Here is a 14,698-nt window from a genome sequence, read left to right as displayed (position 1 = left end):
GCTCTCTATCAAGCTAAAAATCACGGTCGGAACTGTACTGTTATGGTTGAGTCTCCCAGTTGTGAATTGTTAAAAATTGACGATAGCAATCCCATGGGTTTACCACCCCATGCAAATATCACACCCTTATTATAGAATAGGGGATAGTTTTTTGTGCTGTGATTAAAATAATGCCTAGGCTGTCTATTTGCACTCTCTCACCTTTAAACTGGCTCAAACGGTATTCTGCATTACCATTTTTCATGGTAGTTACGATTATAGGTTTAGAGACTTCTGTGGCTATTCCTGAGCCGATAAAACCTGATTATGAACAACAGCAAAGTCCCTTCAGCGGCACTAATAAAATTGTGGTGGTCGGAGATAGCATTACCCAAGCGGGGGGACAGTATGGGGGTTATGTCTGGTTGTTCAGACGCTACATTAACACTCTGTATCCGGGAGAGTCTATTGAGATTATTCCTTCGGGAGTTTCGGGAAATAAATCAACTGATGTAGAAGCTAGATTTAATCAAGATGTACTCTTACACCGACCCAATTTAGTGGTGATTAATGTGGGAGTTAACGATGTGATGCAAAGTTTTCATAAATCTTCGGAATCCGAAACAGAACCCTCTCCTTTAGAAGTCTATCGCCAAAAATTAAGCGCTATGGTCAAGGCGGCTAGAGCCAGAAATATTCGAGTTTTGCTCCTGTCACCTACGATTATTTATGAAGACTTAAACAGCCGCGAAAATATCCGTATGGTTGAATATATTAATGCTATGCGAGATGTGGCTGCTCAACATCAAGTACAGTTTCTTGACCTACATACCCCCTTCCGCCATATTATCATGACTTATCAGCGCTATGGAGGGCGATCGCAAAATATTCTCACCCGTGACGGTATCCACCCTAACCACGCCGGACATCAAATTATGACCTATATTCTGCTGCGGGGTTTAGGGGTTCCTGAACATAAAATTCAGCATTTAACCTTTGACTAAACTCTCCAAATATGTCGGCAAATTGCAGATAATTAAGGCAGTGGAAAAGTCCCTAAAATGCGATCAACCCCTGTCCCCCGACTGTTTTCCCCGTCCGACACATAATCCCCATCTATGTCTACTAAAATTACACCAGCCTGGAAGTAACATTGCAGGTCGGCTTCCTGTCGTTCTTCCGAAACCAAAATATTGATATCCCCACTTTCGATCGCACAATGAAACCGGACATTTTTAATTTCTTCGGGATAGGTATTTAACAATTCTTGGGCAGATGGTTGATCATCTGGCCAACTGCTAAGAAAGCGATTTTCTTCTCCGGGAAAAGGCAGGGTAATGAGGGAACTTCCTTCTCGTGCGCCGTTGTCGTCAACTTCCCGATTCCAACAAGCCAGCACCACCCGCCGCCCCCCATTACGATGTTCGTACACCTGTAAAGATAAAATGCGATCGCCTTCACAAGTTAGATTAAACTCCGGCCAAGTTTCTGATAAAGCGTGGAACAATTGATCACAACTGATGTCATCGCAGGAACCGGGTATATTGCTATGGGGGGGACCGGAGATGGCGATCGTCTGAACAGTCAAAAACAGCGAACCTATAACCCAAATAGACACCGGAATCAGACTTTTAAGTTTCATAGTTACATCCCCACACCGTATCCTCTAGAATTGGTCTTTGTTTAGCACAAACCCATACCAGAGTTGGGAAGCTCTCCTACCATATTAGCCCCTACTTAGAAAAGTATCGTGGGGTACTGGTTTCCTGTCAGTCTTCGGAGGAAAATGGGGTGAACGGTACTTATGGCCATTTCCCTTTAGATCTGTTTGCTACAGCCTAGTAGGGGTCACCCCCGGTCGGGCTGAAATTATCGAGGGGTGTGGACTACTGGTTAAATGGGTGAAAACCGGGAAAAATGGTTCGGGTATCTCGGAACTGCTGGGGTGTCAAATATGAGGAATTTTAGGGCATTATAGTAAAGAGTCCTTATAAATTGGTATAATCACAGATTTACCATTGGGGACTTGACCTAGACTGAATAGTATGACATAATGTGAAGAGATGGTGCGAGACGTTTAGGAGTGAAATAAGGCTGCAATGCCTGAAATAACCTCCTAGAGGGAGATAAACTGTCAACCAGTTTACCCCTTAACTGTATATATGTCCCAACGCTTAGGAAGGTGTGATTCTAAGCAAGGTAGGGAACTCATGGTCAATCCCATTTTAAGAAATCGCAATACACCGTCCAAGTATTACCTAGGAGGAGTATTATAACTTACTTGGAGCGATTATGGGAAAGAGTAACGGCGATAGCCACCCCAAGTTTCAGAAATCACAAATCTGGGATTTAAGCGGGGAACGGAAGGCGTGAGGGAAAACCTATTCCCAAAATCCGACCACTGCCAACCATCCATGATTAGGGAAACCGAATGTCTGGCCTGAACCATCGTCAACATTAAGTAGCGAAATAGGTTGACACGCTGCGCTCAAAAGAGCAAGGGGAAAAGTAGGAGTTTCTTCACACTACCTACACAGACCTTTAATTTTACCCCGGTGGAAAGGACAAATCTAAAGATGGAATACCCATATATACGGAACGTTTAAACCCCTATTGGGCTCTCTGCGAGTACATCTCGTAAAGTAGTGAAAAGTGTAAGCGAATGCCCATAAGGGGAAAGGATGTGACTGAAAGCCAATGCCTAACTGTAATGGTTGGGATATGCCCACTAGTCACGGTGTGGATATAGAGACTGCAATAAATAGGAGTATAGTGGCGAAAACGAGTTTAAAGACTACGTGTGGCATAAAGCTCCTAAAGTTGAAGTCATAAAGCGAGGGGTCGTAACCTTGTTCCTACTGACAATAGGGTATCCACATCAGGAGCCGTGTGATGTGAAAATATCAAGCACGGTTTTGAATTGGAGTTAGGGAAGGTGACTTCCCTTTCGACCATAACTAAACCTAGCTAAGTTTAAAATAAGCATCTCGACTGTCCTTAGAGAGGATGACTAAGGCTGTCACATTGGGGAAGGTTGTGAGCGATCGCAGTTACTAAATTTGCAAGTGAGTCTATGGATCTCAGTATCTTGGGGTCCCGGCGTCCAAATAAGACACTAAAAACCTCGTGGCGATAAGTAAAAGGAATTTAGCTTCAGAACATCAGGAAAACATATCTACCAGAAGGCAAGGCTTTCAAGGAACCGATCATATATATAACGGAGGACATATTGACTATCCTGACTGTCTATCTCACTCCTTGCTAGGGGGTCGCTGCCAGTTTATTAGCTGTTTAGGGAGGGTAAAATTGACTATGGCAACTGCTAAAACCACACAAACTGAATTAACATCGCGGAACCCCCGCTCTGGTGCTTCCATGGATGCAGTGCGGACTTATTTGCACGAAATTGGTCGAGTTCCACTTTTGACCAGAGAAGAAGAAATCATCTACGGTAAAAAAGTACAGCAGATGATGAGTCTGTTGGAAATGCGCGATGAGTTAACCAAAGAACTCGATCGCGATCCTACGGCGGCGGAATGGTCAGCGAAGGCGGGATTGAGTGAGTCGGAAATGACTGAGATCATGAATCGCGGTCGTCGTGCGAAGCAGAAAATGATCGAGGCGAATTTGCGACTGGTGGTATCTATCGCCAAGAAGTACCAGAAACGGAATATGGAATTCTTGGATTTAATCCAAGAGGGAACTCTGGGTCTGGAAAGGGGTGTTGAGAAATTCGATCCTATGCGCGGGTATAAATTCTCAACCTATGCTTACTGGTGGATTCGCCAAGCCATTACCCGTGCGATCGCCCAAAACTCTCGGACTATCCGTCTGCCGATCCATATTACAGAAAAACTGAACAAAATTAAAAAAGTTCAGCGGGAATTGTTCCAGCAGTATGGTCGCAATGCTACTCCCACGGAAATTGCGAAAGCATTAGATTTGGAACCGTCTCAGATTCGGGATTATTTGTTAGCTTCCCGTCATCCGGTTTCCCTTGACCTGCGAGTTGGTGATAACCAGGATACGGAACTGCAAGATCTACTGGAAGATGAATCGGCTTCTGCTGATAACTATGTTACCCAACAACTGTTGCGGCAGGATCTCAAAGACCTGATGGCGGATCTGACTCCCCAGCAGCGGGAAGTGTTGACTTTGCGCTACGGTCTCAATGACGGTAAGGAAATGTCCTTATCCAAAGTGGGAGTACACATGAACATCAGTCGTGAACGGGTGCGCCAGTTGGAAAACCAGGCTTTGAACCACCTGCGTCGTCGTAAAGCCCAAATGCGGGAATATCTGGCCTGCTAATCGATGATGAACATTGACCCGGCTTCTACCCAAGCCGGGTTTGGTAGGGGTCGAAAGGAAAGTCACCTTTCCCAACTCCCATTCAAAACCGTGCTTGATACTTTCACATCACACGGCTCCTGATGTAGACACCCTATTGTCAGTAGGAACAGGGTTACGACCCCCTGCTTTGTGACTTCAACTTTAGGAGCTATATACACCACGTAGTCTTTAAACTCGCTCTCGGTCATAAGCACTCTTACATCATCGCAGTCTCTATGTCCACACCGTGACTAGTGGGCATATCCCAACCATTACAGTTAGGCATTGGCTTTCAGTCACATCCTTTCCCCTTATGGGCATACGCTTACACTTTTCACTACTCTACAAGATGTACTCGTAGAGAGCCCAACAGGGGTTTAAACGTTCCATATATATGGGCATTCCATCTTTAGATTTGTCCTATCCACCGGGGTACATTTAAAGGTCTGTGTAGGTGATGCTAAAATTACCCTACTTTTCCCCTTGCTCTTTTGAACGCAGCGTATCAACCTATTTCGCTGCTGTATAATGACGATGGTTCAAGCCGGACATTCGGTTTCCCTAATCATGGATGGTTGGCAGTGGTCGCCTATAGTAGTAGGTTCTACATCACGCCTTCCGTTCCCCGCTTCAATCCCAGATTTGTGATTTCTGAAACTGGGGGTGGCTACCGCCTTTACTCTTTCCCATAATCGCCCCAAGTGGGTTAAATACTCCTCCTTGTAGTATACTTGGATGGAACATTGCGATTTCTTAGAATGGGATTGACCCTGAGTTCCCTGCCTTGCTTAGTGTCATAACTCACTAAGCGTCGGGACATATATATATTTAAGGGGTAAACTAATAATCTAGTTATAGTAGCAGCCGGATTGACTAGTTTAACTCCCTCTAGGAGGTTATTTCAGGCATTGCAGCCTTATTTCACTCCTAAACGTCTCGCACTTTAGTTATTATACGAACAGCACTGGAGCATGAAAACCTTGTCTCAAGAGAGCAAGGATGAAAGGCGACACGGGTACTTTAGTGCCCGTCAGCCCAAGACCTGATCAACTCTCGAACAACATCGCTGTTTGACTTGACACGCTTACTAGATAAATGCTACACAGATTGAGCGTGCATCAAGGTAACCAACCACTTAAAAAACCTTGTTGCCTCAAGGCGTACACTGAACCTTGACAATTGGATCTATGCGGTTTTGCTGCATTGTTCTAGCTTCCTCCTTCGAGCAGGTAAAAGATTCACAGGAACTAGACAAATCAGTTTTTGAGGTATATTTGCTTCAATCTAAACAGGATTGGCAGAAATGCAACTACGGTAGGGCATACCGAAAGTAACGCTTGGGGAGAGTCCCACCTCTGGGCTAGACGACGCCAGGAATCTAGTTTAAGTGGTCTCGGTGAGCCAAGAATCCCCGTCTCTTCAGAGCGGGGAGTGTCAATGCTGATACACCCTCACCGGATCTAGGAAATTCCGACTCCCAACTTTTGCTAAAATGCTCACCAATGCCCCATTCATGGTTTGGGAGTGGCAATTTTCACGAATGCCTGATTATCAAACTTAGGAAAGCCAAGCCTCATTTTTGAATGTAATTTCAATATTTTCCTATGGCAAGTCTGACTGATTATTGGGAGGCGATCGCCCCTTCTATTTCCCCGGATTTAATTTCGCCAGAATCCCTGAGCCGTTTGGCGGCGGTGGGGCGACATTTCCCTAGTGCGATCGCCTCTTTGGTGGGGTTTGAATGTCGCCTAGCAGACCCTAAACCCCAAGCTGATCTGTTTTTGCGGGTGGTTCCAGAAACCGGAGGTCGCGACATCCTCGCTGGTAGCGAAGCCGTGGAAACGCTTCCGAAATTATATCATTTGTTGGCGGGTTATGCCACAATTCCCTCGCTGTCTTCTCGGTTAATTGACCATCCAGTATGGCGAAAAATTAGCCGATTTTGCCGGGAATGGTCTAACCCTGATACATCCTTTTATCGGACTGTGAATGATTTATGGTTAGAATTTGATTTAACGGGGGATTTAACTGGTGATTTCACTACGGATAGAGCAATTCCGGTTCCCAGTGTATTTTGGGGTTCGGAACAGGTGGCGGATTTAGAAAATCATCTCAATTGGTGGCTAGACAGTCGGTTAACTTCTGCACAAAGACAAATTATTCATCAGACTTTCCAGGCTTTACCTCCAACGGCAAAATTATTTCAAAGTGGGGTTTTATTAAGTCGAAATTCCCAGGCTATAAGATTTTATATAGCTGATATTTATCCTACACAAATATATCCGTATCTTGACAAACTTGGATGGTTAGGCGATCGCTATAGTATCGGAGCCATTTTATCTATGCTATCTTTGGGAATAAATAAAACTAATTTACAGCTAGAAATAGATGGGAATAGTCTCAGTCATCAAATAGCGGTGGAATGCTATTTAGAAAACCGAAAAGCCTGGCAAACATTTCTCGATGGTTTAGTGAAAACAGGATTTTGTCTACCTGAAAAACGAGACGCAATCCTGAGTTTTGGTGGCTTGACCCATGAGAGAGATTCCCCGGAAAAGTGGCCGGAAACTTTACGGCGGCGATCTCAACTTCTGGGTAGGGATTGGGAAAGTGTCTTATTTCGGAGATTAGCTTATGTAAAACTAACTTATCGCCCCGGAATACCTTTAGAATTTAAGGCGTATTTAGGGGTTCAACCTGGCTGGATAAATACCAAATCTTGGGGAGTAAAATTATAAATATGCGAGCATTTATAGAAGCGATCGCCAATCATCCAGAATGGCAGGAAAAAATCATGGCGGCTGACCACATTCAAGACTTGCTCAAAATTGCAACATCCGCTGGATATAATATCACCATCAAAGAATTAGAAGCTACCCTAACTCAAGATTTTGGTGAACTGGTCCTTGAGTTAGACAATAGCCCTGGGATTTCTTCTGGTTACGCCCGCATTTTGCTAACTCAACTGATAGAATCGATCTGTTTTTGTAGTTAAAATACCCATTGACCATCAACTTTGGGTAATATATCAATGCTAATTTTCCGTAAAAATTGTGAATTTTAGTTAACATTTATGCAGCCTATATCTGGAAAACCTTATAATGATTAGGGCTAAAAGCCATGATATCGTCGATTGTGTCTTGAAGTGGCAAACCCCTAAAGGGTTGACTAATCAGGGTTAAGGGGGTAAAAATGTCGAAAATTAGAACCAAAGCGCCACAACTATCACCCACAACCAACCGAGTCCAGACCAAGAAGACTTTACCGCGTGGGCGATCATCATTTACCTCTGAAACTGAAACCGCCACCAGCGAAACCTTGACCGAAGGGCGATCGCCGTTTTTTTCTCCCCCAACGCCACCAGAAATTCAACCCCAATCTTATCCGGTTTCTGGCTACCAATTTAACCGGGTTTCGATCCTGGAGTACACGCCAGCCAAACTGCAACCCAAACGGCTGATAACTCCCCCAGAAGAGGAAGACAGGGAAGCAGAAACCGATATCGGTGGAGAAGAGATAGCGGAAATGGACGAACTCGCGCCGCCGTCCGCCCCCCCACCGGAGGAAAACCCACCCAAACCGCCGGACACGCAACTACAACGTCAGCCAAAAGGAGGCGGTTCTTTTGTGGCTTCTTCTCAGATCGCCAATCGGATTATACGCCGCAAAGGTCGCGGCATTCCACTTCCAGACCCGGCCCGCGAGTTTATGGAGTCTCGGTTTGAAAATGATTTCAGTGGGGTTCGTCTTCACACGGATAGCGAGGCGGTTCAACTAAGTCATAATTTGAGGGCGAAAGCATTTACTCACGAAAATGATATCTATTTTAACGCGGGACAATATAACCCGAATTCGGTGGGAGGAAGGCGGTTATTAGCCCATGAATTAACCCATACAATTCAGCAAACAGGGGCGAGAGTTCAACGGAAATATAAAGGCGATCGCCCTCGAAAAATTAACCGAATGCAACGGAAGGCGATCGGCAGAGTTCAGCGTTCGGATGAAGAGAATGTTAGTATTAATTTAAAACCGCTATCGGCGACAATATCCTCTCTGGGTAGTTCTCCAATTCAGCGTTCGGATGAAGAGAATGTTAGTATTAATTTAAAACCGCTATCGGCGACAATATCCTCTCTGGGTAGTTCTCCAATTCAGCGTTCGGATGAAGAGAATGTTAGTATTAATTTAAAACCGCTATCGGCGACAATATCCTCTCTGGGTAGTTCTCCAATTCAGCGTTCGGATGAAGAGAATGTTAGTATTAATTTAAAAGCCTTTTCTGCCAATTCTGGGGGGTTATCTTTTCAACCTCAACTGATAGTTGGCGCTCCTGGAGACAAATACGAACGAGAAGCAGATCACATGGCTGATCTGGTAATGTCGATGAATTTACCTGCTATATCCCCACCGATTCAACGGGAGGAAGAGGAGACAAAATCGGTAGTTTCTCCGACTATTCAACGCATCAATAGCCACCGTCCCCGTCGGCGTGCGGCTGTTCCCTATAGCCTTCTTCATTCTACGGAAGAAAGTGAGGATGAACAAAATGTTAATATTACGCTAAAATCTAAAAAGACTAAAAATAATCGTCGATTCAAACCGAAGAACAAACGCGGTGTGCCGGGTGCATTTGCAGCGAGTCAAGATATTGAAAATAAGCTAAAATCCAAAAAAGGAAGCGGCAATCCTCTACCAGAGGAAACGCAAGAGTTTATGGAATCGCGGTTTGGTCAGGATTTCTCAGAAGTGCGAATTCATACTGATGGGGAAGCGGCCGAGATGAATCAAAACCTGGAAGCTAAAGCATTTACTCACGGTCAAGATATTTATTTCAATACAGGGGAGTATCAGCCGGACTCGGAGAGTGGGAAAAAATTATTAGCCCATGAACTGACTCATACTATACAACAAACTAAGCCGAAAGCGAAGTCTAAATCGAGGCAAGAACTTCGGGAAAAAACACCAAAACTTCAGCGGAAACCCGATTTTTTTGGGATGGGTTTAAAATCCAAGCTGGAGCAAAAAATCAAGAAAGAACGAGAAGAAGAACAAAAAAAATACGAAGCGGAGAAAGAGAAAGAGAAAGCAGAAAAAAGTGAGGATGTAGAGGCAGAAAATGCCGACAAAAAACCGGAAGAAAATCAAGATCAAAACCAGAGCAAAAAACCTCTTAAAAAAATTAATAAAAAGCCTAAAAATTCATCTCGAAATAATAATTATTCACCAGATGAAGATGTGAATAATCAGACGATAGTTCAACAGAAGAAAAAAGAAAATTCCCCAGAAAAAAATGAGGGTAAAGACGAGAATCAAGATGAAAGTAAAGATGAAGGTAAAAATGAGGAGAAAGATGAGAGTCAAGATGAGGAGCAAGATGATAAAGGCAAAAAGGAAAAGGAGAAATTAGAAAAAGACAAAAAAGGTGTCAGTGACAAATGGGCAAAGGAAATAGACAGTAAGAAAAAAGAGGGCGGAGATTTTTCGGAAGCTCACAAGACCCAGCAAAACACGGAAAAACAAGCAGATAAAACCAAACAACTGCTGGACGCTGAGGATGAAGAAGCAGCGAAAAGTCAAGGAGAAAATTTAGAAAAAGAGTCGGATAAAACGACTGAATCAGAACAGCAAAAAGCGGGTCAAGAAGAAAATAAAGAAGAAGCGACTCAAAATAAAGATTTAGAAGAGGCGAAAAAAATCAAAGCACAAGGGGATGCTGAAGCTGCTCAAGCGGAGGGAGAAGCGGAAGAGAAAGCTGAGGGAGAAGCGGAAAAACAACAGAAAGAAAATAGTCCGGAAGATGGCTTTTTAGAAACGTTGGGAACTCAGGAAGGATTACGGGATCCTGGTGTTGTGAAAGCGCCAGATTTGAGTGGTAAACCTGCGCCGCGATCGCCTAATGCTGATCCGGCATTTCAAGCGGCAGTGACACAAACGGAACATCTAGCAGCGGAACAGAGTCGCCACAAACCAGCCCAGGATAAAGCGAGAGAGGCACAAGATGCCTCGGTAGATACTGAGCAGCAAATGCGAGAAGCCGAAGCCTCGCAGTCGGAAGAGGCTTCCCATAAAGAAGTACAAGCGTTTAATAAAGAAGAATTTATCAGTAATCTTCTGGCTATTTTAGAGCAAAATAAGCCGGAAAGCCAGAAAGATGTGGAAGGGGGAAAAGGTGCATCTGAAGCTACGGAAGATATCCTAGAAGAGATTGAACACAGTAAGGACGACTCAGGGGGTGAACTGGAAGAGTCAGCGACACGGGAGCCAGCACCGGAACTGGAGGAACCTAAGATTTCAATTCCCACGCCAGATCCAATGGAAGAAACCGGAGAAGCGCCGATTCCAGAAGCGATAGATGCGGAGGCGACTGTTCCGAAATCTCAGTCAGAAGAAGATGTTGAAAAGCCTTTGGAGGAAACTCAGCAGGCGTTAAGTGAATTAATTCCCGAGAAGCTACAGAAGAAGTTAATTGTTGGCGCAGCGGGTGATCAATACGAACAGGAAGCCGATCGCATGGCGGAAGTGGTGATGAAGATGCCAGAGGGGGCAACTGAATCGCCAGAAGAGGAGGAGATAGAAGGGGAAACTGAGGGGGTTCCGGTGAATACGGGGATGGTGCAATCCCCACGGACAATTCAACGGAAAGAAGAAGGATTTACGGCGGAAAAACCGACTCAAGAAGGGCAGGTACTTCTTGATAAAAATCGGGTGGAATTGTATGAATCGGAATCGGGAATAAATGTTTCGGGTGCGGTGGAAAAAGCCGAAGAAAATGTTGAGGAAACGGGGAAAAAATTTAGAGAAAAAGAAGAGGGGATTCAGGAAGAAACTCTTGATGTGCAGGCGGGGTCGGTTCTTGACTCTCAAGAACAAATGTTTGATAGCCGATCGCAGGAATTTATTAATGTCGCTAATACCCAAGCTGAATCCCAACATAAGGACGAAAAGGAACGGGCGAGAGTTACCCAAGAAATTCAGGCAATTTACGACACAACTCAAGTGAATGTTAATGGCATTCTGGAACGGATGGATGCTAGGGTTAATGCTGAATTTGAAGCCACCAATAAGAAAGCTAGGGCAGCATTTGAAGCGAAACAACAAGAATTATTTGCCCAGTGGAAACATGATTATTATTATAGGAGAAACCCGCTGTGGTTACCTTGGATAGAGATTAAAACGGGTTGGGCTTATGTGAGAGTTCGCTTTTATCTGAAAAGATTTTTTAATAGCCCGCTGTGGGCGATCAATAAAATTTTTACGGGACTCCCGGGCGAAGTGAATAATATTTATGCAGTGGCTCGGGAAGTATTTATTGAGGAACAGAAAGCGGGGATATATCGGATTGCGGATATTGTTGAAGAAGAATTGACGAATGCGAAAAATGCGGTGCAAGAAGGGCGCGATCGCGTCAATGATTATGTGGCTAATTTGCCGGACAGTTTGAAAGCAGTTGGCACGGAAGCGGCGGAGAATGTGCAGGCACAATTTGATAGTTTGGAAAGCAGTATTAGTGATCGACAAAATCAACTGGTTGATGATTTAACTAAGAAATATGAAGCGAGTATTCAGGAAATTGATAAACGTATTAAAGAGTTAAAAGACAAAAATAAAAGTTTGATTTCTAAAGCCCTAGCTTTTATTGTGAAGCTGGCGGCGTGGATTCTGCGGCAGGTTTTGCGAATTGTGGAGCCAGTCATTAAGATGATTCCGGGGGTGGGAAATCGAGCGGGGGATTTTTTGGATGCGCTTGTTGACGACCCCAGTGGCATTATGGATGCTCTATTTAGTGGGGTGGGTGATGGATTTAAAAACTTTGGTAAAAATATTGTAACTCACCTGAAAAATGCTTTCTTTGATTGGCTATTGGGAATGGATATGCCGATCAAGTTTCCCGATAAGTTTGATTTGCGGGGAATTCTGGATATTATCCTGCAAGTTTTGGGCTTGAGTAAAGATTATATTTTGGAACTGGCATCTGGGGAGTTACCAGATTGGGCGAGCGATATTTTAACGACTCTGATTGAAAAGGGTCCGGGGGCGTTAAAAGAGTATTTGGCATCGATACCGGAGGATTTACCGCCTTTGGCGTTGAGCTTTTTTAAGGCGATCGTGGAGTTCCCCAGTAAAGGGGTGATGGTGTTGTGGGACTTCATTAAATCCGGTTTATCCACGATGAAAGAGCTGTTTATGAATGGCATCATGTTTGAGGTGGTGATTCCTCAAATTGTGATAGCGGGGATTCAATGGGTTTTGAGTTTGACTAACCCTGCTTCTGGAGTGATTAAAATTGCTAAAGCCATTGTTAATCTGCTGATATTTTTTATAAATAATATGCAGATGATCAGGGATGTCTTAGAAGCACTGGGTGAGGTGATGGATGCGATTATATCTAAAATTGTGAGCCAAATTTCTCAGGCTGTTGAAGCGGCATTGGCGGACATTCTGCCCTTGGTTTTGGGGTTGTTAGCTAGTGTTTTGGGTTTAGGAGGTATTCCTAAGAAGATCCAGAAAGTGATTACTAAATTAAAATCTCCGGTTGATCAGGTTGTCGGCGGTGTTTTTTCGTCGGTAGGCACAGTTTTGAGTCTGCTGGATCCGACATCTTTTATGATGGGTGCTTTGGAGGATAAAGGATCTAATAAGAAAAAATCAAATAACAAAAAAAAGAAAAAATCTAATAAAAACAAGTCAAAAAAACGGAAAACCAAAAAAAGCAAAACCAAAGCTAAGAAAAAGGATAAAAAGAAACGGAAAAAAAATAAGGATAAACGCCAAAAGTCCAAAGCTAAGAAAAAGGATAAGAAGAAACGGAAAAAAAATAAGGATAAACGCCAAAAGTCCAAAGCTAAGAAAAAGGATAAGAAGAAACGGAAAAAAAATAAGGGCAAAAAGAAGAAACCTTCCCAAGTCCTGAAGAAAGTGGCGAAAAAATTAACAAGGCAAATCAAGAAAAACCCGAAAGCCCGTCGGGTTAAAAAGGTGCTGAAACAATTTAAGAAGAAATATAAACTTAAATCCCTGAAAATGACCAAGAATAAAAAGACTAAAAAAGTGAGGAAATATCTGATTGTTGGTGTTGCGAAAAATACCAATAATAAGAATGGTAAAGTTCAGAAAAAAGAGGCATCAGGAAATGTTGAAAATCAGACAATAACGCCGGGAATGGAAAGGGCTTTAGAAGAACAGCAAAACCAAGGAGAACCTCTATCAACTGGGGTTCGGGAACCGATGGAATCTGCTTTTGGGCTGAATTTGGGGCGAGTTCGCATTCACCGGGATACGGAAAGCGATCGCCTGAGTCGTTCTTTGAATGCTAAAGCGTTTACCACAGGAAGAAATATTTTCTTCCGTCAAGATACTTATGCTCCCCATAGTTATGAGGGCCAAAAACTCCTAGCCCATGAACTGACCCATGTGGTGCAACAGTCGGGAGAAAAGCCTGATATTCACCGTTTCTTTGCATCAGATACCTACAGTCGAGAAGTGATTCCGGTGGTTCAGATGAGTCCCACGAAAATTCCGACAATTCAGGCGAAGAAAGACAAGAAGAAAAAGGTCAAAATTAAATCTAAGGTGAAAAATACTAAGTTGAAAATGACTGTAATTATTACCGATAAAAAGACGAAGAAAAAGCCGAAAAAGAAAAAGGGTAAAAATATAGATAATCCCGAAGTGATGGAAGAGGTGCAATTGTCGCCGACATTGATCAGTAATGTAGTTGAGGCGATCAAGGCGATTATCAATCAGAATCCTGAAAAAACAGCGGTGAGCAATAAACTGGAAGATGTGCGAGTTAAATTTGCTCTGGAAGTGGTCAAACTTGTACGGGCTGTCACCATTGGAGATAGCTTTGCTTACATTATTAGTATTCGGGGTCAGGGTAAATATTTAGATGCCCAAAAAATGCAGGCGTTTCTGAAGCGACTGGCTCGCCAGGCGGGTACACCTCATGATATGGGTATGGAGCAAACTAGAGGCATGAAACCTAAGTTGCCAATAGACGATCGCACTATGTCTTCTAGTAGAGAAAGGGGGCGATCGCCAGTTATCCCCGCCAAGGTTGAATCGAAGCAACTCAACGGTCAACCAAAACCCAAGTTTGACATTACCACAAAGGTCAAGCCAATCAACGCCAACAGTATCGAAGTGATCGTTAGGGCTAACCCAGAGGCACAAAATGAATCACAACCAGTCAGCAAATCCCCCAATTCCTAATCTGTTACCTAGTCCCCAGCACCCAGTCCCCATCCCCTATTCCTCAGTCCCTAGTTTATAGTCTCCAGAGTCTTTTATGAAATTTCCCCGAAAAAATTATATTTTGGTTCAAATCAGCCCAAACCCTTATACAGCAGCAGATACAGCCATTCACAATCCAGGTGAATTGCCACGG

The 14,698-nt window shown here is 43.7% G+C and carries 7 protein-coding genes; 6 read left to right on the top strand and 1 reads right to left on the bottom strand.

The genetic code is table 11. The features are described 5' to 3' along the window. The first annotated feature begins 170 nt into the window (after positions 1–170). Entirely contained in the window at positions 171–983 is an 813-nt protein-coding gene (locus XZ46_RS13420; protein ID WP_228116556.1) for an SGNH/GDSL hydrolase family protein, read from the top strand. A 32-nt stretch (positions 984–1,015) separates the two neighbouring features. Here the strand turns inward: XZ46_RS13420 and XZ46_RS13415 are convergent, their stop codons facing one another. Next, the gene (locus XZ46_RS13415) at positions 1,016–1,621 is read right to left on the bottom strand and encodes a hypothetical protein (RefSeq protein ID WP_008051189.1); all 606 of its coding nucleotides are present in this window, start codon (positions 1,619–1,621) and stop codon (positions 1,016–1,018) included. Positions 1,622–1,650: 29 nt separating this feature from the next. Between XZ46_RS13415 and XZ46_RS29485 the strand changes: the two genes are divergently transcribed. From XZ46_RS29485 to XZ46_RS13395, 5 genes are all read left to right on the top strand, one after another. Next, the gene (locus XZ46_RS29485; RefSeq protein WP_318286283.1) at positions 1,651–1,821 is read left to right on the top strand and encodes a DUF1824 family protein; all 171 of its coding nucleotides are present in this window, start codon (positions 1,651–1,653) and stop codon (positions 1,819–1,821) included. A 1,470-nt stretch (positions 1,822–3,291) separates the two neighbouring features. Next, positions 3,292–4,290 carry an RNA polymerase sigma factor, RpoD/SigA family gene (locus XZ46_RS13410; RefSeq protein ID WP_008051030.1) on the top strand — a complete coding sequence of 333 codons (999 nt, stop codon included), beginning with the start codon at positions 3,292–3,294 and terminating at the stop codon, positions 4,288–4,290. 1,625 nt (positions 4,291–5,915) lie between these two features. Further along, positions 5,916–7,049 (top strand): hypothetical protein, encoded by a 1,134-nt coding sequence (locus tag XZ46_RS13405; protein ID WP_008051029.1) that lies wholly within the window; start codon positions 5,916–5,918, stop codon positions 7,047–7,049. Positions 7,050–7,051: 2 nt separating this feature from the next. Beyond that, a complete protein-coding gene (locus XZ46_RS13400; RefSeq protein ID WP_006625393.1) occupies positions 7,052–7,306 on the top strand; it encodes a Nif11-like leader peptide family RiPP precursor in 255 nt (84 codons plus the stop codon). 197 nt (positions 7,307–7,503) lie between these two features. Continuing rightward, positions 7,504–14,523: an eCIS core domain-containing protein gene (locus tag XZ46_RS13395; RefSeq protein WP_008051028.1), complete on the top strand. Its 7,020-nt coding sequence runs from the start codon at positions 7,504–7,506 to the stop codon at positions 14,521–14,523. Positions 14,524–14,698: the final 175 nt, after the last annotated feature.

The sequence above is a fragment of the Limnospira indica PCC 8005 genome, from assembly GCF_000973065.1.
Lineage (GTDB): Bacteria > Cyanobacteriota > Cyanobacteriia > Cyanobacteriales > Microcoleaceae > Limnospira > Limnospira fusiformis.
Note: the sequence above shows the minus strand (reverse complement) of the source record. Positions and strands in the feature narration are given on the sequence as shown.